Annotated in this window: 22 protein-coding genes; 16 read left to right on the top strand and 6 right to left on the bottom strand. The window is 39.4% G+C overall.

The window, feature by feature from the left end:
* The first annotated feature begins 9 nt into the window (after positions 1 to 9).
* The 4 genes from ADH92_RS08685 to ADH92_RS08670 all read left to right on the top strand — a co-directional run bounded on the left by ADH92_RS08685 (position 10) and on the right by ADH92_RS08670 (position 5,353).
* Positions 10 to 1,800 carry a V-type ATP synthase subunit A gene (locus tag ADH92_RS08685; RefSeq protein ID WP_049498127.1) on the top strand — a complete coding sequence of 597 codons (1,791 nt, stop codon included), beginning with the start codon at positions 10 to 12 and terminating at the stop codon, positions 1,798 to 1,800.
* Positions 1,787 to 3,172: a V-type ATP synthase subunit B gene (locus tag ADH92_RS08680; RefSeq protein ID WP_003002370.1), complete on the top strand. Its 1,386-nt coding sequence runs from the start codon at positions 1,787 to 1,789 to the stop codon at positions 3,170 to 3,172. Before ADH92_RS08685 ends, ADH92_RS08680 begins: the two co-directional genes overlap by 14 nt.
* A gap of 3 nt (positions 3,173 to 3,175) precedes the next feature.
* Entirely contained in the window at positions 3,176 to 3,799 is a 624-nt protein-coding gene (locus ADH92_RS08675; RefSeq protein ID WP_003009455.1) for a V-type ATP synthase subunit D, read from the top strand.
* Between the two features lie 405 nt (positions 3,800 to 4,204).
* Entirely contained in the window at positions 4,205 to 5,353 is a 1,149-nt protein-coding gene (locus tag ADH92_RS08670; RefSeq protein WP_049498126.1) for a M23 family metallopeptidase, read from the top strand.
* Between the two features lie 99 nt (positions 5,354 to 5,452).
* On the opposite strand, the gene ADH92_RS08665 is transcribed toward ADH92_RS08670, so the two are convergent.
* The gene (locus ADH92_RS08665) at positions 5,453 to 6,622 is read right to left on the bottom strand and encodes a CynX/NimT family MFS transporter (protein WP_049498125.1); all 1,170 of its coding nucleotides are present in this window, start codon (positions 6,620 to 6,622) and stop codon (positions 5,453 to 5,455) included.
* Between the two features lie 345 nt (positions 6,623 to 6,967).
* A complete protein-coding gene (locus ADH92_RS08660; RefSeq protein ID WP_003015436.1) occupies positions 6,968 to 7,885 on the bottom strand; it encodes a helix-turn-helix domain-containing protein in 918 nt (305 codons plus the stop codon).
* 211 nt (positions 7,886 to 8,096) lie between these two features.
* On the opposite strand from ADH92_RS08660, the gene ADH92_RS08655 reads away from it, so the two are divergent.
* The 11 genes from ADH92_RS08655 to ADH92_RS08605 all read left to right on the top strand — a co-directional run bounded on the left by ADH92_RS08655 (position 8,097) and on the right by ADH92_RS08605 (position 19,286).
* The gene (locus tag ADH92_RS08655; protein ID WP_013904431.1) at positions 8,097 to 8,699 is read left to right on the top strand and encodes a hypothetical protein; all 603 of its coding nucleotides are present in this window, start codon (positions 8,097 to 8,099) and stop codon (positions 8,697 to 8,699) included.
* 652 nt (positions 8,700 to 9,351) lie between these two features.
* A complete protein-coding gene (locus ADH92_RS08650) occupies positions 9,352 to 9,633 on the top strand; it encodes an autorepressor SdpR family transcription factor (protein WP_003009465.1) in 282 nt (93 codons plus the stop codon).
* A complete protein-coding gene (locus tag ADH92_RS08645; protein ID WP_049498124.1) occupies positions 9,620 to 10,255 on the top strand; it encodes an SdpI family protein in 636 nt (211 codons plus the stop codon). Before ADH92_RS08650 ends, ADH92_RS08645 begins: the two co-directional genes overlap by 14 nt.
* 437 nt (positions 10,256 to 10,692) lie before the next feature.
* Positions 10,693 to 11,058: a hypothetical protein gene (locus ADH92_RS08640; RefSeq protein ID WP_049498123.1), complete on the top strand. Its 366-nt coding sequence runs from the start codon at positions 10,693 to 10,695 to the stop codon at positions 11,056 to 11,058.
* Between the two features lie 219 nt (positions 11,059 to 11,277).
* Positions 11,278 to 12,033: a DeoR/GlpR family DNA-binding transcription regulator gene (locus tag ADH92_RS08635; protein ID WP_049498122.1), complete on the top strand. Its 756-nt coding sequence runs from the start codon at positions 11,278 to 11,280 to the stop codon at positions 12,031 to 12,033.
* 123 nt (positions 12,034 to 12,156) lie between these two features.
* Positions 12,157 to 13,539: a PTS transporter subunit EIIC gene (locus ADH92_RS08630; RefSeq protein WP_049498121.1), complete on the top strand. Its 1,383-nt coding sequence runs from the start codon at positions 12,157 to 12,159 to the stop codon at positions 13,537 to 13,539.
* Positions 13,536 to 14,531 (top strand): alpha/beta hydrolase fold domain-containing protein, encoded by a 996-nt coding sequence (locus ADH92_RS08625; RefSeq protein ID WP_049498120.1) that lies wholly within the window; start codon positions 13,536 to 13,538, stop codon positions 14,529 to 14,531. Before ADH92_RS08630 ends, ADH92_RS08625 begins: the two co-directional genes overlap by 4 nt.
* Before the next feature lie 532 nt (positions 14,532 to 15,063).
* Positions 15,064 to 15,840, top strand: coding sequence for a dimethylarginine dimethylaminohydrolase family protein (locus ADH92_RS08620; RefSeq protein ID WP_049498119.1), 777 nt, complete (start codon positions 15,064 to 15,066; stop codon positions 15,838 to 15,840).
* Positions 15,841 to 15,929: 89 nt separating this feature from the next.
* Entirely contained in the window at positions 15,930 to 17,366 is a 1,437-nt protein-coding gene (locus ADH92_RS08615) for an amino acid permease (protein WP_049498118.1), read from the top strand.
* A gap of 33 nt (positions 17,367 to 17,399) precedes the next feature.
* A complete protein-coding gene (locus ADH92_RS08610; RefSeq protein WP_049498117.1) occupies positions 17,400 to 18,479 on the top strand; it encodes an alanine/ornithine racemase family PLP-dependent enzyme in 1,080 nt (359 codons plus the stop codon).
* Positions 18,480 to 18,506: 27 nt separating this feature from the next.
* Positions 18,507 to 19,286, top strand: coding sequence for a dimethylarginine dimethylaminohydrolase family protein (locus tag ADH92_RS08605; RefSeq protein WP_049498116.1), 780 nt, complete (start codon positions 18,507 to 18,509; stop codon positions 19,284 to 19,286).
* A gap of 415 nt (positions 19,287 to 19,701) precedes the next feature.
* Here the strand turns inward: ADH92_RS08605 and rpmG are convergent, their stop codons facing one another.
* The 4 genes from rpmG to ADH92_RS08585 form a co-directional block, all read right to left on the bottom strand.
* Complete coding sequence (gene rpmG / locus ADH92_RS08600) at positions 19,702 to 19,851, bottom strand: 50S ribosomal protein L33 (RefSeq protein WP_001265622.1); 150 nt, start codon at positions 19,849 to 19,851, stop codon at positions 19,702 to 19,704.
* Between the two features lie 15 nt (positions 19,852 to 19,866).
* Entirely contained in the window at positions 19,867 to 20,049 is a 183-nt protein-coding gene (rpmF, locus tag ADH92_RS08595; RefSeq protein WP_003009516.1) for a 50S ribosomal protein L32, read from the bottom strand.
* A gap of 150 nt (positions 20,050 to 20,199) precedes the next feature.
* Complete coding sequence (locus ADH92_RS08590; RefSeq protein ID WP_003011522.1) at positions 20,200 to 20,400, bottom strand: type II toxin-antitoxin system antitoxin; 201 nt, start codon at positions 20,398 to 20,400, stop codon at positions 20,200 to 20,202.
* A gap of 2 nt (positions 20,401 to 20,402) precedes the next feature.
* Entirely contained in the window at positions 20,403 to 21,425 is a 1,023-nt protein-coding gene (locus ADH92_RS08585) for an SPFH domain-containing protein (protein WP_049498115.1), read from the bottom strand.
* Positions 21,426 to 21,612: 187 nt separating this feature from the next.
* On the opposite strand from ADH92_RS08585, the gene ilvD reads away from it, so the two are divergent.
* A complete protein-coding gene (ilvD, locus tag ADH92_RS08580; RefSeq protein WP_049498114.1) occupies positions 21,613 to 23,316 on the top strand; it encodes a dihydroxy-acid dehydratase in 1,704 nt (567 codons plus the stop codon).
* Positions 23,317 to 23,831: the final 515 nt, after the last annotated feature.

Below are 23,831 nucleotides of genomic sequence, written 5' to 3'. Positions count from 1 at the left end.
GAGGAATACATGACTCAAGGAAAAATTATCAAAGTTTCCGGTCCCTTGGTGGTTGCATCAGGGATGCAGGAGGCCAATATCCAAGACATTTGCCGGGTCGGCGATCTTGGTTTGATTGGCGAAATTATTGAGATGCGGCGGGATGAAGCCTCTATCCAAGTATATGAAGAAACATCTGGAGTCGGTCCAGGAGAACCGGTGATAACAACTGGAGCTCCCCTTTCTGTTGAATTGGGACCAGGATTGATCTCTCAGATGTTTGACGGGATCCAACGCCCCTTGGAACGCTTTCAAGAGGTTACTGCCAGTGACTTTTTGGTTCGTGGGGTGCAAGTTCCGAATCTAGATCGGGACACCAAATGGGCCTTCGAACCAAGTGTGACAGAAGGGACAGAAGTGGTCGCTGGAGACATCGTCGGTACCGTTCAAGAGACCAATATGGTGGAACACCGCATCATGGTGCCTTTTGGTGTGAGTGGACGTGTGACCAAGATCGCAGCAGGTTCTTACACAGTGGAAGAGCCGGTCTATGAGATTGAGCAGGCAGATGGTAGCCTCTTTACTGGAACCCTGATGCAAAAATGGCCGGTTCGTCGAGGCCGTCCCTTTGCACAAAAACTCATTCCAGTAGAGCCTTTGGTCACCGGTCAACGGGTCATCGATACCTTCTTCCCTGTGACTAAGGGTGGAGCTGCAGCTGTTCCTGGTCCTTTCGGAGCTGGGAAAACAGTCGTGCAACACCAAGTGGCCAAGTTTGCCAATGTAGACATCGTGATTTATGTCGGTTGTGGGGAACGTGGAAATGAAATGACGGACGTTCTGAATGAATTTCCAGAATTGATCGATCCAACAACTGGCCAATCCATCATGCAACGGACTGTTCTGATCGCCAATACTTCGAACATGCCAGTAGCAGCGCGGGAAGCTTCTATCTACACAGGGATCACTATTGCCGAATACTTCCGTGATATGGGCTATTCCGTTGCCATCATGGCTGATTCGACATCGCGCTGGGCTGAAGCCCTCCGTGAAATGTCTGGTCGTCTAGAAGAAATGCCCGGAGATGAAGGTTACCCAGCCTATCTTGGTAGCCGGATCGCCGAATACTACGAGCGAGCCGGTCGGGTCAAGACGCTTGGAACTACTGCGCGCGAAGGTTCGATTACGGCGATCGGTGCCGTTTCCCCTCCAGGTGGAGATATTTCAGAGCCGGTAACGCAAAATACCTTGCGGATCGTTAAGGTTTTCTGGGGCTTAGATGCTCAATTGGCCCAACGTCGTCACTTCCCAGCTATCAACTGGTTGAGTTCGTATTCCCTTTACCAAGATGAAGTTGGTCGCTATATCGATTTACATGAACAAATCAGCTGGTCTGAAAAAGTGACCCGTGCTATGAACTTGCTTCAAAAGGAAAGTGAATTGCAAGAAATCGTTCGCTTGGTTGGTCTAGATTCCTTATCTGAAAAAGACCGCTTGACCATGAATGCGGCCAAGATGATCCGTGAAGACTACCTGCAACAAAATGCCTTTGATGAGGTCGATACCTATACCTCTTTCAGCAAGCAGGTGGCCTTGTTGACCAACATTTTGACCTTTGACCAAGAAAGTCAAAAAGCACTAGAATTAGGGGCTTACTTCACAGAAATCATGGAAGGAACCCTAGCTCTTCGAGACCGTATTGCCCGGAGCAAGTTCATCCATGAGGATCAGTTGGCAACCATTCAAGCCCTGAAAGAAGAAATCGTAGAAACCCTACACCAAATCGTCGCAAAAGGAGGAGTAGACAATGAGCGTAATTAAAGAATACCGTACTGTCAGCGAAGTTGTTGGCCCCTTGATGATTGTCGATCAGGTCGAAGGGGTTCACTACAATGAACTAGTAGAAATCAAGCTTCATGACGGAACGACCCGTCAGGGACAAGTCCTCGAAGTCCAAGAAGACAAGGCTATGGTCCAACTCTTTGAAGGATCTAGCGGGATCAACTTGGAAAAAGCCAAAGTCCGCTTTACTGGACGTCCCCTAGAACTCCCTGTGTCTGAAGACATGGTCGGACGCATCTTTAACGGGATGGGCAAACCCATCGATGGCGGTCCAGAGATTATCCCAGAGAAGTACTTGGACATTGATGGACAAGCCATCAACCCTGTTTCGCGGGACTATCCGGATGAATTTATCCAGACAGGGATCTCAGCCATTGACCATTTGAATACCTTGGTTCGGGGCCAAAAACTCCCAGTATTCTCAGGTTCTGGTCTTCCTCACAAGGAGTTGGCGGCTCAGATTGCTCGTCAAGCGACGGTTCTTAATTCTGAAGAAAACTTCGCTGTGGTCTTTGCGGCTATGGGGATTACCTTTGAAGAAGCCGAGTTCTTTATGAACGACCTTCGCGAGACAGGAGCCATTGACCGCTCTGTCCTCTTTATCAACCTAGCCAACGACCCAGCTATCGAGCGGATTGCCACGCCTCGGATCGCCTTGACCGCAGCAGAATATTTGGCTTATGAAAAAGATATGCACGTCTTGGTTATCATGACCGACATGACCAACTACTGTGAAGCCCTTCGGGAAGTATCTGCTGCCCGCCGGGAAGTTCCAGGTCGTCGGGGCTATCCAGGTTACCTTTATACTAACCTCTCAACCCTCTACGAACGTGCAGGACGCTTGGTTGGAAAGAAAGGATCTGTGACCCAAATTCCGATCCTCTCCATGCCAGAAGATGACATCACCCACCCCATCCCTGACTTAACAGGCTACATCACCGAAGGTCAGATTATTCTGTCCCGCGATCTCTATAATAGTGGTTACCGCCCACCGATCAATGTTCTTCCATCCCTTTCTCGTTTGAAGGACAAGGGTTCTGGTGAAGGCAAGACTCGGGAAGACCATGCGGCGACCATGAACCAGCTCTTTGCAGCCTACGCCCAAGGAAAACAAGCCAAAGAACTGGCTGTAGTGCTTGGGGAATCTGCCTTGTCAGATACCGACAAGCTCTATGTTAAATTTACGGACCGCTTTGAGCAAGAATACATCAACCAAGGCTTTACCACCAATCGGACGATTGAGGAAAGTTTGGATCTCGGTTGGGAGCTCTTATCCATCCTTCCACGAACAGAGCTTAAACGGATCAAGGATGAGATGATTGACAAGTATCTGCCAAACAAAGAGGATTAGCCTATGGCACGATTAAATGTAAAACCAACTCGGATGGAGCTCAATATTCTCAAAGAGCGCCTCAAGACAGCAACCCGGGGGCACAAGTTGCTCAAGGATAAGCGGGATGAACTCATGCGTCGCTTTATTGAAGCTGTGCGTGAGAATAATCGTCTGCGCCAAAAGGTGGAGGCAGCGCTGGTGGGCAATATGCAAGATTTCGTGATGGCCAAGTCCTTAGAGAGCGACCTCATGGTAGAAGAAATCTTTGCCGTTCCCACTCGAGAAGTGATGCTACACATCGAGGAAGAAAATGTCATGAGTGTGCGCGTGCCCAAGCTCCATGCTCGTATCGATAACCCCTACGGAGAGGATGAAGGGGACGTGGTTTATAGCTACCTCGCCTCCAACAGTCAAATGGATAGCACCATCCAAGAAATGGGGGATCTACTCCCTGATTTGCTCAAGTTAGCGGAAATCGAAAAAAGCTGTCAACTCATGGCAGATGAAATCGAGAAAACCCGCCGTCGAGTGAACGGACTCGAGTATGCGACCATCCCAGACCTCAAAGAGACTATCTATTATATCGAAATGAAACTCGAAGAAGCCGAACGCGCCAACCTCGTCAGAATCATGAAGGTCAAATAAGATACAAAGCCCGTAAAATGCAGAGTGAAAATAGGAAATTCTTGCAGTGAGCGATGCTCACAAGAGAATTTATCTTTTTCACCCAGCATTTAGGGCGTGTTCAATTCATAAGATACAAAGAGTTGTAGGCGTGTTCAATTGCTTAAAAAATACAAGAACCTCATCGAGGAACCGCTCCTTGATGAGGCTTTTTTTGCGCCCTCGAACTCTTCTTCCAGCACCCTATTTTTATGTTACTAGTTTGTAACAATGTGACAAGAAAGACGAAATGTTACAAGAAAAATACAGTTTTGTTAAATAGCCAAAAAGGCCTTTTATTATTTTTAAATTGTGATACTATAGTATAGTAGTTCATTTGTCCAAGAAAATCTTGAGCAAAAAAACAAAGAAAAAAGAGGATAAAAGATGAAATTAAAAGTTAATACGAAAGCCTTGATCGCTTCAACAGTAGCTCTTGCAGTGATTCCATTTACAAAAGCCACTGCAGAAACACTTGAAGATTGGGTAGCTCGCTCAGTAGATGAAATCAAACATGATATCCAACAAAGCGGTGAAAACCAACAAACTTATACCATCAAATATGGTGATACATTGAGTTCGATCGCAGAAGCACTTGGAATCGATGTTCATGTGTTGGCAAACTTGAACAACATCAGCAACATGGATTTGATCTACCCAGGTACTGTTTTGAAAACAACAGTAAATGATCAAAAAGAAGTAACTTCAGTTGAAATCCAAACTCCTCAAGCAGGTGCGACAGATGCAACCGTTGCAAGTGCTGACTTGACAACAAACCAAGTGACAGTTGATGATCAAACAGTCGCTGTCAACGATTTGTCTAAACCAGTCAATGAAGATAACAAAGCAGTTCCAGTTGCTCCAGCAGCAGAAGCTCAAGAAGCTCCAGTAGTTGCTGTCCCAGGAGCAGAAACACCAGCTCAACCTGCTGTTCCAGAAACACCGAACTACGGTGCTCCAGCTGTTAATGTTGAAACTCAAAACCCAGAAGCAGCAGCTGCCCCTCAATCTGCTCCAGCCCCAGCAGCACCTGCTGAAACAACACCAGCTGCGGAAGCAGCTCCTGCAGAAACACCAGTTGCTCCAGCAGAGGAAGCTCCGGCAGCACAACCTGCAGCAGTAGAAACTGCTGCTGCCCCTGAAGTGCAACCAGTAGCAGAAACCTCAACGAGCGGAAATACGATTCCAACTGATCCACACCTTAAATCACAAGCAGAAGCTTTCCGTCAAGAAATCGCTGCGAAATTCGGTATCACAAACATTGGTGGTTACCGTGAAGGGGATCCAGACGATCATGGTAAAGGACTTGCAGTGGACGTAATGGTTCCAACAAATTCAGAGCTTGGAGATCAAGTTGCACAGTATGCGATTGACAACATGGACCGTGCAGGTATCTCATATGTTATCTGGAAACAACAATTCTACATGCCAGTAAATAACATGTACGGACCAGCTAACACTTGGAACCAAATGCCTGACCGTGGTGGAGATACAGCAAACCACTATGACCACGTACATATCTCATTTTACGAATAAATAAAATTCAATCCAGAAACGTTGAACTAGGACGAGCTCCTAGTTCTTTTTTTGTAGGCAGAAAAAAGGCCGGAAGACAAACTTCCAGCCAGAGCTTCATTATAATATTTTATCGACTTTTTCTACCTGATAGAGAGCAAATGCCATGATAAGGGTTAATATCAATAATAAAACGACAGCTGGTGTCCAAGAGTGGAAGAGGGATTTGCTGTAGCCGAAGAGGATGGGCCCAAAGGCTGCAAAGACGTAGCCTCCTGTTTGGGCAAGACCAGAAAGTTGAGCTGTTTTTTCAGGTGTGCTGGATTTCATGGAGAAAGCGACCATGAGGTAAGGGAAGAGCGAACTAACGGAACTTCCAATTAGGGCATTGATTATCAACCAGTAGAAGAAGTTGCTGGTCGGGATTAAGAGCATGGCTACCCCCAGAATCCCTGCTCCGACAACAATCGTAAGCATCAAGTGTCGATTGCGATCGGATAACCGTGTCGTTAAACTTGGGATCGTCAAGGAGAATGGGAGACTGATCAGGGTGAAGACGGAGGCCAGTAGTCCAGATTCAACCTTTGAAAGGCCAGCTTGAACAGCCATGGTCGGAAGCCAGGTCATACTTGTGTAGAAAAGCAGTGACTGCAAGCCTCCAAAAATCATGATAGCCCAGACATATTTATTGGTATACCACTTGCTACTAGATTCCGTAGTAGCCGTCTTTTTTAGATGGTGGTTGTAGCGAAGGTTAGGAATCCAGATGACCAAAGCAAGAGCACACAAGGCTGTCAAGATGTTGACCAAACCTTGCCAAGAAGTGGCTTTGGTGATCGGAACGGCCACAGAAGAGGCGATCGCTGTGGACATCCCCATAGAAGTGATGTACAAAGTGGTCAGAATGCCTAGTTGGCGGGGCCTGTTCGCCTGAATCAGGCTTGGAAGCAGCACATTGAGAAAGGCGATGCCAGCTCCAATCAAGATGGTTCCCAGATAGAGAAAGGGGAGATTGATAATCCGAATGGCAGATCCGATCGTCATTGCGATCAAAACTAGGAAAAAGAGGCGCTCAATCCCCAATTTTTTAGCAAATTGAATCGCAAAAGGTGAGAAAATGGCAAAGGTGAGAAGTGGCAAGCTAGTCAATAGCCCCAGAGAGCTCACATCTACCCCCAAACCAGCAGCGATGTCAGACAAGACCGTCGGAAGCGTAGTAAATGGTGTTCGTAAAACAATCCCAAGCATAATGATGCCTGGGATGAATAGCATAGAATGTGTTTTTTTCATAAATCCTCCTCAGACAAAAATTCTCTTCATTATAACATAGATCGAGCATAAATTGGATTATTTGTACAAATGAAGGGTAAGGACCGTAGTTTTCGTTTCGCTTGAACTGCGTCAACGTACCTAAGTTCGTCTACGCCCCTATTGGACTTGACTCACTAAGGTACGTAGAAAAAGCCACCGGTTTTGGTGGCTCTTATAGGGAGATTATTATGAAAAAGTTTAGGATTTTCTATCAAACAAAGTTAGGAGGTCTTTATTTGATGGTTTTATTATAAGGCGGTTTGCTTAAAGAAAACTTAAGAAAAGGCGCTGATCGAAAGAATCGGTCTGAAGTCTGAGACGTCTTTATTCGCTGAAGAAATCAATGCCGGTTTTGTTGAGTTCGTTGACTCGCAACATGAATTTTGTTTTGATTTGAACAAGCGGGCTTCCGAAATTTTCGAGTGCAATCAAACCTTCCAGGGCTTTTAAGACTTGCTTGGCACGGTAAACCCCTTCCTTGTCATTTAAGCCAAGGAGGGCATAGACCTGCATAAATTCTAACTGCATGGAAATACTGGTGTTTAAAATCGGTTTGCGCTTGCGAAGCTGGTTAATCGATTGAAGAAAATTCAGAGCTTCTAAGTAGAGTTCTTTTTTAATAAGATAGTTAGCTAGATTTAACAGTAAAGAGGCCAATGCATTGGCAGAGTAGGCAGAATAACTGCTTTCAAAAAGTTCCAAGGATTCCTTTCGAATCTTAGCGACGACTTCATAGGGCAAGACAGATAAAAGGGCAATGGTGAAGTCTTGCTCAATTTCATTTTGATAGGCAAAAGGCACTTCTTGAGCGATTCGTTGAATCGACACAGGTGCGTCTTCCAGGTGGATCTCTTTTCCCATCGCGTTATTGACATTGATTTCAAGCGAACGCAAATAGAGTTGCCAGAGCTCTTTGTTCTCCTCTGCAACAGGCGATTTTTCATGCTTTAAGCGCTCAATAATGGACAGAAAATCCATGTTTTCTTGATTGATGTGCTTCATCAAAATGGGGCTGAAATTTTGAATGGTTAAGCCAGGATAATGAGACAAAAAGGTGTCCCAATCCACCCCCATAGACAGCAAGAGGCGAGAGAAGGTCTCAATGGTTACTCCTTTTTGAGAACGCTCAAATTGGCTGAGGAACTGAGGAGAGACAATGTCTGCAGCGACTTCTTTTAGAGAAAGACCGCGTGCTTCACGAATCTTACGAAATGTTGGACCAAATGGCGAAGATGAGGACATAGGGGAACTTCCTTTCAATTATCATACCATTAGTATACCTCAAAAAAGGCTGGAGTTAAACTCAGAGTTTAATTTTTGACAAAAAAACTAGAAATTCTTCGATTTTTAAGAAAAATGAAACTATAGTTTACATGGCCCTTTTTTAGGGAAGGATTTTTGATAAAATAAGGTCAATTCTAAAAGATACGCTTATAACAAAAGGAGATTTACAATGACGACACAAGAAATTTTACAACTATTAGATGAAAAGCGCGTACTAACAGCCCCTGCAGCAGTTGCTTGGGATGAAGTTCAACGGCAACAAAACCGTTTAAATAAAGCAGCGAAGAGACTCAATGGGCCAATCACGGTCACACTGGCCCTCAATCTTCTTTTTGCTTTTACGATTTTTCTCTTAGAACAAAGTCACCTCATGCACGGTTTTCTATTGATGCTCGGGTTGATGGGCGGGCTGATTGCTTTCAAATACTTTGTATTTGTAGCCCCAGCCAAGCAAGCTCTTGCCAATGCCCAGGCTCTTTATAACCAGGAAATCAGCCAACCAGCCTACCAACAAGGGATGCAAGGTTTCCCACAAAAATTTTACAATTACCACGACCTCTTCCGACTATATAATTTAATCGCAGAAGGCCGTGCCTCTACCTTGCCAGAAGCCTACAATCTGCTTGAAATGCAACAATTCCATGAAACCCAAGTCAATCTGCAAGAAGAAGCCAATGCCCTACAAGCCGATATCGCACGTAGCTCAAGGGTCAGCGCCGTTGCTAATGTAGTCACTGCTTACAATACTTATCGCATCCACAAAGATATGTAATGTCAAAAAGATAAAAGATGAAAAAACCTCCCGAGAGTCTAGATCAAAAATCAGAGCTCTCGTGGAGGTTATTTTGTTGTTCTGTAAAAAGTAGTTCCGCACGGCATCCATGTACCTAAGTTCACTAACGTATTAAGGAACGTAGTTTTCGCTTCGCTCAAACTGCGTCAACGTACCTAAACTCGCTGATGCTCATTAAGTATTAAGGAACGTAGTTTTCGCTCCGCTCAAACTGCATCAATATCTCTAAATTCGGTTGAACTCTCTGAGTTCACCTCGCTCAGTTTTATAAGGATCGTAGTTCTCACTATCGTTCGAACTGCGTCAACGTACCTAAACTCGCTGATGCTCGTAAAGGTACGTAGAGAAAAAGCCACCGGTTTTGGTGGCTCTTATAGGGAGATTATTATGAAAAAGTTTAGGATTTTCTATCAAACAAAGTTAGGAGGTCTTCATTTGATGGTTTTATTATAAGGCTAATTTCTTAAAGAAAACTTAAGAAAAGCCACTGTTTATAAGAATCGGTCTTAGGTCTGATATTTTTTTACAACAGAAACTATTTAGATTATTTTCTAAATAGAGTTGACAAACCCATCCGAAAGTACTAGAATCTATTTAGAAAGATTTATAAATAGATTAGAGGAGATAGAGAATGAATTTTGCGCAAACATTTAAAGCTTTATCGAATCCGATAAGAAGAAGTATCTTAGAACTGCTAAAGGCGGGGAAGTTATCTGCTGGTGATATCGCTGGCCACTTTGATGTAGCAGGAGCGACCATTTCCCATCATTTAAGCCTCCTCAAGCAGGCAGATTTAATTCGAGAGGAAAAAGAGAAGAATTTTATCTACTATGAACTCAATACTTCTGTCTTGGAGGATTTAATGGTCTGGCTCGTTGATTTGAAAGGAGACTCTACTGATGAAAACGAATAAAAAACTATTGCTATTAACTTCTATGGTGATCCTTTTCCCCATGCTTTGGGGGCTGATGATTTGGTCGCAATTGCCTAACCAAATCCCGATTCACTTCAATTTTGCTGGCCAGGCCAATAACTTCCAATCGAAACCCCTGGTTGTGTTTGGTCTTCCTATTTTCGATCTCATGGTGCATCTGTTTATGATCTTTATGATCGGTCGCGATTCTAAGAATAGCGCTATGAATGAAAAAATGATCAGAGCGATTTACTGGTTGACCCCAATCGTTTCCTTAAGTACCTCCTATCTCATTTATAGCAAGGCGCTAGGATCTACTACCAATCCATCTGTTTTTGTTTCGGTTCTGCTAGGGTTTATCTTTGTGATCATGGGCAATTACATGCCTAAGTTGAAAGTGAATCACACGGTTGGGATCCGTCTGCCCTGGACCTTGCAGAGTGAAGATAACTGGCACAAAACCCATCGCTTGGCAGGGAAGTTGTGGGTTCTCGGAGGGTTGATCCTTCTGCTTGAAGCAGGCCTTCAATTCGCGCTTTCTTATGTACTGGTGCTGGTCATCCTCGCCATTGTGTTTATCCCTGTAATGTACTCTTATCAATTAAGTCGGAAAAATCGTTAGTATGAAAAGACAATCAGAGAATAAGCAGTCGTGAACTGTTTCTTTTCCGGTTGTTTTTACTTGTTTTCATAAAAATAGATCAAATGTCATATTAAATAGTTGCTTGAAAAATCAAAAATCACATTAAATCAAAGCTTTTTTGTTCCTATTGAGACGTAAAGACCCACCATTTAAATTTTAAACCAGAATGACTTAAATGTCGTTTGGACAATGAAGAATTCGAATTATCAATACCTAATATCAAATTTTACGTATTATTCATAGTTAAATAGTGATATTTGTAGTGGTAATTGGATCATAAATTTTATAAAATATACCAAGTAAGATATTTTTTTATCGGAAGATGAGTGTGTACAAATGAAATCGAATAACCATAAAATAGAGAACTTCAAGATTATTATTACTGACTGAAAAAGCTTTACCAAGTAATTGAGATAATGAGAAGAAGTAAGTTTCTTAGATTAACTCAATTTGTAAAAGATAATTTAAAAGAATGCCGTACACCTAACAAACCGGAAATAAACATCAATTCTCCAGACAGTACCAATATTGATATAAATTTATCAAGTGCTTATATTTTCAAAGATATTTTTAATGAAAATAAAATTAAAGAAACATTAAATCAACAGTTACACTTAATTGAGAAAATCCTTAAAATAATTGAATCGTCTTTGGCATATATAATGGAGTGGATTGATTATCATGCTAATTATATAGCTTATGATACTGATATAGATCTCAGTGTTAAATCAAAAATGAGAAATAATATTGACTACAGGCCAAGCTTAAAATCTATGCTATAAGTCTATGTTGCTCTTAATCTGATTCCTGTTATTCCTATAGAGTCAGTTGGTTAGCAGGATATCGGTTAAGAATACAGCTCCAAAAGAATAAGGTGCAATATATATTGTATTATGCAGGAAGTTCAGATATAAAGAATATGGAATTTAAGTAGTAATACGATCAATAAACTTAATTCCCTAAAAGTAAATTTAAAAACAGTATAAATGTAGGTATGTGTTATGAATATACGTCAAGAAAAAATTTGTGAATTAGTAAAAGAAAAAAATTTCATGAGTATCATGGAGTTATCAAAACAATTACATTATAGTGAAAGTACTGTAAGAAGGGACCTCACAGTACTTGAAAATTTGAAGATGATTAAGAGAATTTCTGGTGGAGCTATGTATGTAAAAGAAGAACATACAGAAGATCCCACGGAAATCAAGTCACGTATTAATAGCCAACAAAAGTCAATAATAGCTGACCTTGCTATTGATTTTATTGCTGATCATTCGACGATCTTCTTAGATTCAAGTTCGACAAGTCAATACATTGCAAAGCGTCTTAAAGATAAAAAAAATCTGACTATTTTTACAACAAATTTATCTACAGCGGATATTTTAGATAAGCAACAAAATAATCATAATATTTATTTCGTTGGTGGAAAATTGTCGAATGGAAAAGTTGGAGGTTCGTGTACCGAGTTCTTATTAAGAAATGTTTTTTTTGACCAAGCTTTCTTATCTTGTAGAGGTATTAGTGATGAAGGGTATGTATCAGAGTTATTGGAAGAAGAGGCTATGCTAAAAAAAATTATTCGTCAACAGACACGAGAATTATTTTTAGTAGCAGATGAAAAGAAATTTGGAAAATCTTTTACATTTACAAGTTTTTCATTAAGAGATTTGGATATATTAATAACAGATACTGTATCAAATGAGGCTATAAAGCAATTAATTACTAATAATAATTTAAATTATTATTATAATGAATGACCAATACTTTTCATAAATGACTTTGAATAGTCATTTTTTTTGATAATTTTTCAAAAGACTTGTAACCGATTTCAGATCCTTTCATAGTGTGTTATCATAGAGAAAAAGAAAGGATAAATAATTATGACAAAAAAAGAAGTAGTAGCCCAAATTGTCAATAATTTGGGTGGAAATGAAAATATAAAAAATTTCTCTCATTGTTCCACACGCCTGAGATTTGATCTTTATGATAATCATCTTGTAAAAAAAGAAGAGTTGAATAAATTAAAAAATGTAATGTCAGTCGTTGAGGTAGCAGGTCAAACTCAAGTGGTCATTGGCCCAGAAGTGATTTATTATTACCCTGAACTCGAGACTTTATTAAATCGAAATGGAAAAGGTGAGGTTGCACCTAATGAGGATGTAGATGTCTCCAAGGGAATGATTTCAAAATTTATAGATATCATTTCTAGTTTGTTTACTCCGTTAATTGATGTTCTTATTGGCGCAGGTATACTAAAAGGAGTATTGAGTGTCTGTACTGCATTTAAATGGCTTGATTCTAATTCTGGAACATTTCAGATTCTAAATGCCGCCTCTGATAGTTTATATTATTTTCTTCCTATTGTTTTGGCTATCACAGCATCAAAGAGATTTAAAACAAATCTATTTGTTTCAGTGACAATCGCTGGTGCGCTTTTGTATCCTAATTTATCGACATTATATGATCAGGGAGCAAAATTAACTTTCTTAGGGATACCATTTGTATTAACTGCGTTTAAGAGTAGTGTTTTTCCGATTATTTTTGCGATTTTACTATTAAGTTATATTGAAAAGCTAGAAACAAAATTTTTGCCTGAATCAATTAGAAGTAGAATTGCTCCATTCTTTTCATTAATCACAGTAGTACCGATTACTATTATGATTTTCGGGCCAATTGGAGCATCATTAAGTAATGGAATTGCAACTGTCTATTCAACGATATATAATTGGAATCCAACAGTCGCAGGTGGCTTTATTGGAGCTTTAGCTCAAGTAATGGTTGTCTTTGGGGTGCATTGGGGACTATTCCCTATAATATTCTCCAATATAGAAAAATTAGGGTTTGACACAATCCTTGCAGTATTTGGTCCTAGTATTATAGCTCAATCAGGTGCAACTTTAGGGGTTTTCTTGAAAACTAAAAATCCAGAATTGAAAAAAATTACTACCCCTACAACAATAATGGGATTTTTCGGAATATCAGAGCCTGCGATTTATGCAGTCAATCTGAAATTTAAGAAGCCATTTATTATGGCGATAATTGGTGGTGGTATAGGTGGTGCTATTGCAGGTGCAACTGGCGCACGTGCGTTAGCAGTAGCTGTAGCTGCAGTACCAACATTTCCAGCTTACTTTGGAACTGGCTTTGTTGGATTCTTAGTTGGTTATTTTGGAGCATTTATAATTTCTGCAATTTTAACATACTTCTTTGGTTTTGATGATTCTATGCTGGAAGGTATTGCATTGGAAGGTGAAAATCAGTGATAAATTATGAAGAAGTTATTAATTTAGAAAATCATAAAGCAAATGAATTGTCAAAAAGTGTAATCGATAAAATTAAAAAATCAGGTGATTTAGATATTGATTTTAAAACAGATATTTCTTTTGATGATTTTTCCCTAACTATCACAAGACAAAATATGGGGAAAAAAAACATAGATTTTACTAAAGAAAACATAAATTTAGAAGTTGGTTTAGTAGAAGGTTATATTGAGATTGGTTTGTTTTCTAGCGAACGTTGTAAGTATACAGACAAAGTGATATATTTTGTTCATGGTGGTGGGTTCATCGGTGGAAACTTTTTCCAATATGAAAACCAACTTAAATTGATAGTAGAATTGACGGGTGTACCAATAGTTGCTATAAACTATCGTTTAGCCCCAGAGAATAAATTTCCGTCTAGTATATTTGATTGTAAAAAGGTTTACGATTGGATCTGTTCTAAAGAGAATGAATACAGTTGGAACAAGGAAAAAATTATTTTTTTGGGAGATAGTGCTGGTGTAAATTTGGGGCTAATGTTGGTAAGTGCATATGAGAGTGTCAATTTCTTGTCATTTATTAATATCTATGGTTGTGTAGATTTATTACCGGAAAAAAATAATATGTATCAGTGGTCCATTGGGAGATATGATATTATTCCTTCACAATATGATATTTTAGATTCTAGGCTAAGTAAATTTGGAAGACAGATGCGCTTCTTTACAAAACTATATACAACAGACGATATGTTAGAAAAAAATAATTTATTTCAGAAGGATAATTATTCACGAATAAACAGAATGCTGTATATTGAGGCGGAGTTTGATTACTTCAGGTGGAGCAATAGGTATTTTATAAAGCACAATTTATATGATATTGATGTGGATGTAATTAATTATTTAGGTGTAGACCATGGTTTTTTTGAACGGTTAGGTTATTGTGATGAGGCTTTAGATCTTGTTAAAAGGTTGGCATCTTATATTAAATCGATTTGACTTTTTAAATAACTAATCATAATTCTAGAATCGCTCTGGTATATGATAAAAACGAGTATTACTGTAATTGAGAATGCTCGTTTTCTTATTTGAAAATTAAATTAAAGCGAGCTTAAAGATCTAGTGATTTCACTGCTAATATATATTTTAACTTCTATTATAGAAATCAACCAATATCAACTTTCTATTTTGAAATACCAAAATACTTGATATTATATGTTTTTGAAACTAGTTTCAAAGTGCTAATATTGACATGCAACAATTAAGTGGTAAAATAGAAATAGAACATGAATTGTTAACTAGAAAGGAATAATCTCGGAAACAATATTGTTAACATTTTCATGTAAAACAGGAAAAATGATGTGCAATGAACTTAGTTTTATTGGATTTCAATAGTTGCTCAAAGTAAAGATGGCGTCCATTATGTGTCCCATTGTTATTTTCTCCACAAAAATGTAAGCGCATACACAATGGGGCATGTTTTCGTTTGGATCACTCAGACTTTACAGGCTGTATTAGAGAGGTGTAATTTATGAAACGCTTTAAGAATGTAATTGTTCGTATTCCTGGAAGAGGAATTAGTGAAGGTATTACTTCTAATCCAGAACTTGGAAAACCTGTTTATGAAAGTGCATTAGTTCAACATGAACATTATGTTGAAGCTTTAACTAAATGTGGAGTCAAAGTTAATGTGTTACCACCAAATGACGATTTTCCAGATTCATGTTTTATGGAAGATACTGCACTCTGTACGGATAAATGTGCTATAATTTCCAGACCAGGTGCGGATACTCGTCGAAATGAGACTCAACTAGAAGACTTCCGTAAACTGCTATCTAGTTTTTATTCAAATGTTCATGAAATTAAAGCTCCAGGAATGGTTGAACCTGGGGATATTATGATGGTTGGTGATACCTTCTATGTTGGGAAATCAGCACGTACAAATGATGAAGGTTTTGCACAGATGAAGGAAATATTAGAGGGATATGGTAAAACTGTCATTCAAGTTCCGTTGGAAGAAGTATTGCATCTTAAGACAGGAGTCAATTATTTAGAGGATAATAATTTATTGGTCGCTGGTGAATTTGTTGATAATCCTTTATTTGAATCATTTAATAAGATAGTTGTTGATTCTGATGAAGCATATGCCGCAAACTGTATATGGGTTAATGGAACTGTTATTGTTCCAGCCGGATATCCTAAGGTTCAATCTGCCGTTGAACATTTAGGATATGATGTTCTTGTTGTCGATACCTCTGAATATCGTAAAATTGATGGTGGTTTGAGCTGTCTTTCATTACGTTTTTAATTAAACAATATATATGATGGGATAAAGATTTTCTTTTTCCTATCATACTAAATAAAAAATAATTTAATTTTTATGGGGAGGATAGTTATATGACTGAGAAAAATACTGTCCAACAAAATGTTAGTCTACTCGGCTTAGTTGCTTTAACAGTTACTACGGTAATAGGTGCAGGGGTTTTTAATTTACCACGTGATTTAGCAAAATCTGTAGCTCCAGGCCCTGCTTTAATTGCACTAGTATTTGCAAGTATTGCCTTTGCTGTTTTCGTTTACTGTTTGAAATATCTACAAGATCACTATCCAGATTTAGATGCAGGAATTTTTAGTTTTCCAGAACAAGGATTTGGAAAGTTTATTGGATTTTTATCTTGTGTAGGATATTGGCTATCTATTGTTGTAGGTAATATTTCATTAGGAGTACTTTCGGTAAGTTCTCTTGGATATTTTATTCCAATGTTTCGTGGAGGAAATAATATCCCTTCTTTAATTCTGTTATCAGTTATTTTATGGGTATTCTACTATATATGTGCGTCAGGAGCGAGAAACGCTTCATTAGTTAATACTGTTATTTGGTTTGCAAAAATGATTCCAATTGTAGTATTTATTATAGCTTTATTGATGGCATTTAAGGTAGATGTATTTAACTCTGGACTGTGGGAAAACGCTTTTGCTTCAAATGATTTACCTTCATCTATAAATGGCCAAATTGGAACAGCTATGAGTTCAACTATTTGGGTGTATGTTGGTATTGAAGGGGCATTAATCTATTCTGCACGTGCGAAATCGAAATCAGATGCATCAAAAGCAATTGTGATTTCTTATATTGTAATTGCAGTGACGTATCTCTTGCTGACCTTCTTAACCTTTGGAGTACTTTCACAAGTACAAGTTTCAAAAATGGAAGTACCTGCATTAGGTGGCATATTAGAGGCAGTCGTAGGCAAATGGGGAGCAATTCTAATGAACCTAGGTATTGCACTTTCAGCGATGGGATGTTGGTTCGGATGTTGTTTATTTGCTGGCGAAATTTTAGATGTTGCAGCGAAGCATGAAATTGTCCCTAAATTCTTTGGTGTTGAAAATACTGTTGGGCAACCAACAAATTCATTACTGGTATCCACAATTATTCAACAAGCATTTTTCATTACCATCATAATCAATGAATCAATTTATAATGTTATGGCTTTATTTGCTTCAAGTACAATGTTGGTTCCATATTTCACAGTTAGTTTGACTATGATTAAAAAATCAATCAAGTTTGATAACGGTTTTAAATTGAATGCTTTGCTTGGTTGTATTTCAACTATTGCAATGGGATATTTGATGTATTCAACAGGCTGGAAGTATATTATTATTACAGCACTTCTTTTCGCCCCTTGTATGATTGTTTACTATTTGGCTCGTAAAGAAAATAATAAGAAATTCCTCACTAATATCGAAAAAATTATTGCCCTAGTAATAGTAGCCTTGGCAATTATCAGTCTAGTCCTGATTTTTAACGGTACAATTGATTTATCTACCATGTAAAAAATTAATAATAATAGATTTGAGGTGAACAACGTGGGTTATCCAAAGTTTGTTATTGATAAGAAAAAGTTAAAACATAATGCCAAAAATGTATTAGACATGTGTAATGATATTGGAATTGAGGTTGTTGGTGTAATAAAAGGAATTAACGGACTTGAAGAAATTATTAAGACATTAATAGATGCAGGTTTTAAAACGTTGGCTTCTTCGCGACTATCTCAATTGAAAAGAGTAAAAGAGATTAATCCAAATATTCTTACTTACGACTTACGTATACCAATGCTTAGTGAAGTTGATGAATTAGTTTCTTGTGCAGATATTAGCTTGAATTCTTCGTTAGAGATTTTAAAAGAATTAAACCGGGCTGCTTCAGAGCAAAATAAAATTCATAATGTGATTATTATGACTGAATGTGGTGATTTGCGTGAGGGAATTTTTGATGAAGAGGAATTGCTGAATACAACACGTACTGTTGAACAAGAATTAAAAAACTTACATTTATTAGGCATTGGAACAAATCTAGGGTGTTATGGCTCAATTATGCCTACTCCAGAAAAAATGATGGAACTGATTTCAAAGGCTGAAAAAGTTAGTAAAGCAATTGGACGTAGGATTGAGGTTGTTTCTGGGGGTGCTTCAACTAGTTTACCTTTAGTTGCAAAGGGAACTATGCCAGAGGGTATCACGCAGCTAAGAGTTGGGGATGCGTTGTATATTAGTGATTTGGATGATTGTTTTGATTATAAGGTATTTCCTGATGAAGATGAAGCGTTTACGCTACAGGCGGAAATTGTTGAATTGAAAAACAAACCAAGTCATCCAATTGGTACAATTGCAGTTGATGCATTTGGAAACAAGAAGGAATATGAAGACAAAGGTATTCGTCGCAGGGCTCTGATAGCTGTTGGAAGGCAAGATTTAGGAGATTGTTTACATCTTCGACCATTAGACTCAAACATTGAAGTAATTGGTGGTAGTAGCGACCATACGATATTAGATATTACTGAAAGCGAACATTGTTACGAATTAGGAGATATTGTTAGTTTCCATGTAATGTATGAAAATCTATTGATGTTGAGCCAATCTGAGTATGTTGAAAAAGAATATATTTAGAAGAATATGATTGTTGGAGGAAGTAATATGATAAAATATGAGAATATTATTTTTAGAAAACCATGTAAAGCGATGCTTGAAGGAATTAGTACAGGAATGTTCAGTGACGATAAGCCTATATATGAAAAAGCAATTAGTCAGCACCAAGAATATGTTGACGCAATTGAAAGTTTAGGAGTAAAAGCACTGGTTCTTGAAGCTTTAGAGGAATACCCAGATTCATGTTTTGTTGAGGATCCAGCAGTAGTAATGAAAGAATGTGCAATTATTACTAATTCTCCAAGAGAATCGAGGAACGGTGAAAAATTTGAAATTGAACCTGCTATAAAGAAATTCTACGCTGACGAACAAATCTTTCACATTGAATCCCCAGGAACGATGGAAGGTGGGGATGTAATGCTTGTAGGAAAACATTTCTATGTAGGTTTATCTGATCGTACCAATAAAGAAGGTGCTAAACAATTTGATGAAATAGTTTCTCAATTTGGTTACACTTCTTCCACAATACCAGTGACAGAAGGTTTGCATTTGAAAGATTTTGTGATTTATCTAGAAAATAACAATATGTTAGTTAGTGCAAAAATGAATGAAGTTCCCGAGTTCAGAGAATTTAATAGATTTGTAGTTCCTAAAGAGGAATTATATGCAATTAATAGTTTGTATATAAATGGCACAGTGTTGGTTCCTGATGGATACCCAAAAACATTAGAACATATAAAAAATCTAGGTTACCCTGTAAAAGTCGTTAATACAGACGAATTTAAGAAAATCGATGGTAGCTTAACCTGTTTATCTTTGCGTTTCTAATTTGTTTAGTTACCCTCAAGAATAAAAAGATTATTTTAAAATACTATTGAGAGTAATTTTCCATTGCTTACAGCAAAAGAAACACTCTAATTCACATTCTGATATGATACCTCTTAAGTAGACATGGTAAATACTCAAAATCTACTTAAGAGGTCTTATTATGGATTCCATAATTCCTATGGTAGTTTTACCCGCTACAGAAATTATAGATCCAATTTCTTAAACAACACAAAAACGCTCTAGACAATATGACTAGAGCGTTTTCTATATATCCGAACATCTAATTTATTTCACAAAAAATGTAGTCAAAAATGTAGTCATCCGGTTGATTTTTATTGCAATACATTGAAATTCGAAAATTCAAGAATTACGTTAAATCAAGGCTTTTTCGTTTCTACTGAAACGTAATGACCTATTATTTAACTTCTGTAAACACAACGTGTTTGCGAAGTTTTGGTGAGTATTTCTTCAATTGAAGACGGTCTGGAGTGTTACGTTTGTTTTTAGAAGTAAGGTACAAGCGTTCACCAGATTCTTTGTGTTCAAGTGTAATATTTACGCGCATGGTATCTCCCTTCTATTATTCAGCTGATGCAGCTTTAGCGATCTTACGTCCTTTGTAGTATCCTTTAAGTGATACACGGTGTGAACGTGAGTAATCTCCAGTTGCTTCGTCAAAGTTTACAGATGGAGCTGTTACTTTGTAGTGCGTACGACGTTTGTTTTTCTTCGCTTTTGATGTGCGACGTGCAGGTACTGCCATTTCGTTTTTCTCCTTTTAAGATATAAATTCAATTAGGTTTGATTTTCATCAACTTTAACAGTATAACAAAACTTTTTTGTAAAGTAAAGTTACTTGACAAAAAATTGTTAAAAAAATCTCCCACCCCATCAAATGGGACAGGAGTTCTCCTTAAAGGTCTATTTCAAATGGCTCATCAATCGTTTCCGAAACGTATTTGCCATCCTTTTTTCGTTGTTTGACACATTCTGTCAGTAGGTACTCGATCTGCCCATTGACCGATCGAAAGTCATCTTCTGCCCATGATGCGATAGCAGCATATAACTTGGCTGACAATCTAAGTGGAATCTGTTTTTTCTTTTGGTCAGCCATTCTTAATAGAGACTTCCCGTATTAACAATTGGTTGTGCATCATGATTGCCACAGAGAACGACAAGAAGGTTCGAAACCATAGCAGCCTTCCGTTCTTCGTCTAGCTCTACAATCTCTCCTTCGCTCAGGCGTTCAAGGGCCATTTCAACCATCCCAACTGCTCCGTCGACAATCATCTTCCGCGCATCGATAATGGCAGAAGCTTGTTGGCGTTGAAGCATGACAGCTGCGATTTCTGGAGCATAGGCCAAGTAGGTAATACGAGCTTCTAGAATTTCGAGTCCAGCATCTTTTACACGTGCTTGAATCTCTTCTCGAATACGACTGGCCACAATTTCACTGGAGCCTCTTAGGCTACCCTCATCTGCCTGGCCGTCTCCTGTCGTATCGACATTAGGAGCTACATCATAAGGATAGATGCGGACAATATTACGAAGAGCACTATCACACTGCAATGAGAGATATTCTTTGTAGTTATCCACATTGAAGACTGCTTTAGCCGTATCCACTACACGCCAAGTGACTGCAATACCGATTTCTACAGGATTTCCCAAACAGTCATTAATCTTCTGACGAGAGTTATTCAAGGTCATCACTTTTAAGGAAATATTCTTTTTACCTGTCTCGATAGAAATATTGTTACCTTCTGCTGTTTTTCTGACAGACATGGGTGACTTGGTGGTGACATCACCACTTTGGCCTAAGCGGGTGTTATTGGCAGGATTGACAGCGACACAGAAGGGATTGACAAAGTAAATACCCGCTTCTCGAATGGTTCCAATATAGTTCCCAAACGAGGTCAAAACCAAGGCCTCTTGCGGTTTAATAATTTTGATCCCTGCATAGCACACCAGACTAGCAATAAAGAGAAAAATACAGGTAATAACTGCAATCGCAAGTGGAAAACCTTCTGGTAGACTAGCAATCGCACTAATAAAGGCTAAAACTAAGACAAGATCCCCAACTAGCAAGCCTATAAGGGCAGCTAAGCCGTTTTTCTTTTGGGTTAAAATTTTTTCTTCCATGGGACGAACCCTTCTTTCTTTGTGATATCTAAATGATATCACTTTGCTTACAAAAGTCAAGATATAACTGTAAATTATTTTAGCAAGAAACCGAGCAAGCTGAATTGTCTGAAAATTCAAGAATTTTCTTCTATCGTTGAAGCTTGAATTGTGCTATAATAATAAAAAATACGATGAGAGGAATGACATGACAGAATTAGACAAACGCCATCGTAGTAGTGTCTACGATAGCATGGTAAAATCTCCCAACCGTGCCATGCTTCGCGCGACGGGAATGACCGATGAAAGCTTTGAGAAACCGATTGTCGGAGTGATTTCGACATGGGCGGAAAATACCCCTTGTAACATCCACCTCCATGATTTTGGAAAATTGGCCAAAGAAGGTGTGAAAGATGCAGGAGCTTGGCCGGTCCAATTTGGCACCATTACAGTTGCGGATGGGATCGCTATGGGGACACCAGGGATGCGCTTTTCCTTGACGTCTCGTGATATCATTGCGGACTCTATCGAAGCTGCTATGGGTGGCCACAACGTCGATGCCTTTGTAGCCATCGGTGGCTGTGATAAGAACATGCCTGGTTCCATGATTGCCATTGCCAATATGGATATCCCAGCGATCTTTGCCTACGGAGGAACCATTGCACCGGGTAATCTGAATGGCAAGGATATCGACTTGGTTTCTGTTTTCGAAGGAATTGGGAAGTGGAATCACGGCGATATGACCGCTGAAGAAGTGAAGCAACTAGAATGTAACGCCTGCCCTGGCCCTGGTGGCTGTGGTGGGATGTATACAGCCAACACCATGGCGACAGCGATTGAGGTTCTTGGGATGAGCTTGCCAGGTTCCTCTTCTCACCCTGCTGAATCAGCTGATAAAAAAGCCGATATCGAAGAAGCAGGTCGTGCAGTTGTCAAAATGCTTGAAATGGGACTGAAGCCATCTGACATCTTGACCCGTGAAGCCTTTGAAGATGCAATTACAGTAACCATGGCACTGGGTGGATCTACCAATGCAACCCTTCACTTGCTTGCGATTGCTCATGCGGCTAACGTTGACTTGACGCTGGAAGACTTCAACGATTTCCAAGAGCGCGTGCCTCACTTGGCGGACTTGAAGCCTTCAGGGAAATATGTCTTCCAAGACCTTTACAATGTTGGTGGTGTGCCAGCCGTCATGAAATACCTTCTTAAGAATGGTTTCCTTCACGGGGATCGCATCACATGTACTGGTAAAACTGTTGCTGAGAACTTAGAAGCCTTCGCTGATTTGACACCAGGTCAAAAAGTCATCATGCCACTTGAAAATCCTAAACGTGCCGATGGCCCATTGATCATCCTGAAAGGGAACTTGGCTCCAGAAGGGGCAGTTGCCAAAGTATCAGGTGTGAAGGTCCGTAACATCACGGGCCCTGCTAAGGTCTTTGACTCTGAAGAAGCTGCCATTGAAGCGGTTCTTTCGGATGAAATCGTGGATGGCGACGTTGTTGTTGTCCGTTTCGTGGGTCCTAAGGGTGGTCCTGGTATGCCGGAAATGCTGTCCTTGTCATCTATGATCGTTGGGAAAGGCCAAGGAGACAAGGTAGCCCTCTTGACAGACGGACGATTCTCTGGTGGGACTTACGGTCTCGTTGTCGGTCACATTGCGCCTGAAGCTCAGGTCGGTGGCCCAATCGCCTACCTCCACACTGGGGACATGGTAACGGTTGACCAAGATACCAAAGAAATCACCATGCACGTTTCAGACGAAGAGTTAGCGAAACGTAAAGCTGAAACAACCTTGCCACCACTGTATAGCCGTGGGGTTCTGGGTAAATATGCCCACATCGTTTCTTCAGCATCACGTGGTGCTGTAACCGACTTCTGGAATATGGAACAGTCTGGTAAACAGTAATTGCAAGGACGACTTTGTTCAAAGAGAGAGTGGGACAGAAATCGGTAATTCGTTAGAATTCGATTTCGTCGTCCCACCTCCGCACAGTTGAGTAGGGCTGTAAAAGCTGATGAAATCAGTGTAGTAGAGCCCACTCAACCACTGCGTCTTGCTCGACAATCCAAAAATAATTGAGAGGCTAGGACTTTTGTCCCAGCCTCTTTTTTGTCTTAGAGTGGCTATTTTCAACCCTGTCGCTGAAACGTATGAATATTACTTTTTGGGGGATTTGGGTGTATCATCTGTCATTTTTCTTGTAAATCCGTCTATAATCTGCTATAATTGTGACTAATCGAATCAATCCTTTAATACTGTCCAGAGAGGCAGGCAAGGAGCTATGGAAATGAAAGGCCTGGGAAGACCAGCCTATATTTTGTGTATCTCCTTGTTGTGGGGGATTTTTTTGTATATTGAAAAGTGGTTTGATAAAAAAGAAATCGTCGATGATGGAGCATGAAGCACTCCCTTACGATTTG

Origin of the sequence: Streptococcus parasanguinis, from assembly GCF_001073155.1 — a bacterium.
GTDB classification, from domain to species: domain Bacteria; phylum Bacillota; class Bacilli; order Lactobacillales; family Streptococcaceae; genus Streptococcus; species Streptococcus parasanguinis_D.
This window is presented reverse-complemented; position numbering and strand designations above follow the sequence as displayed.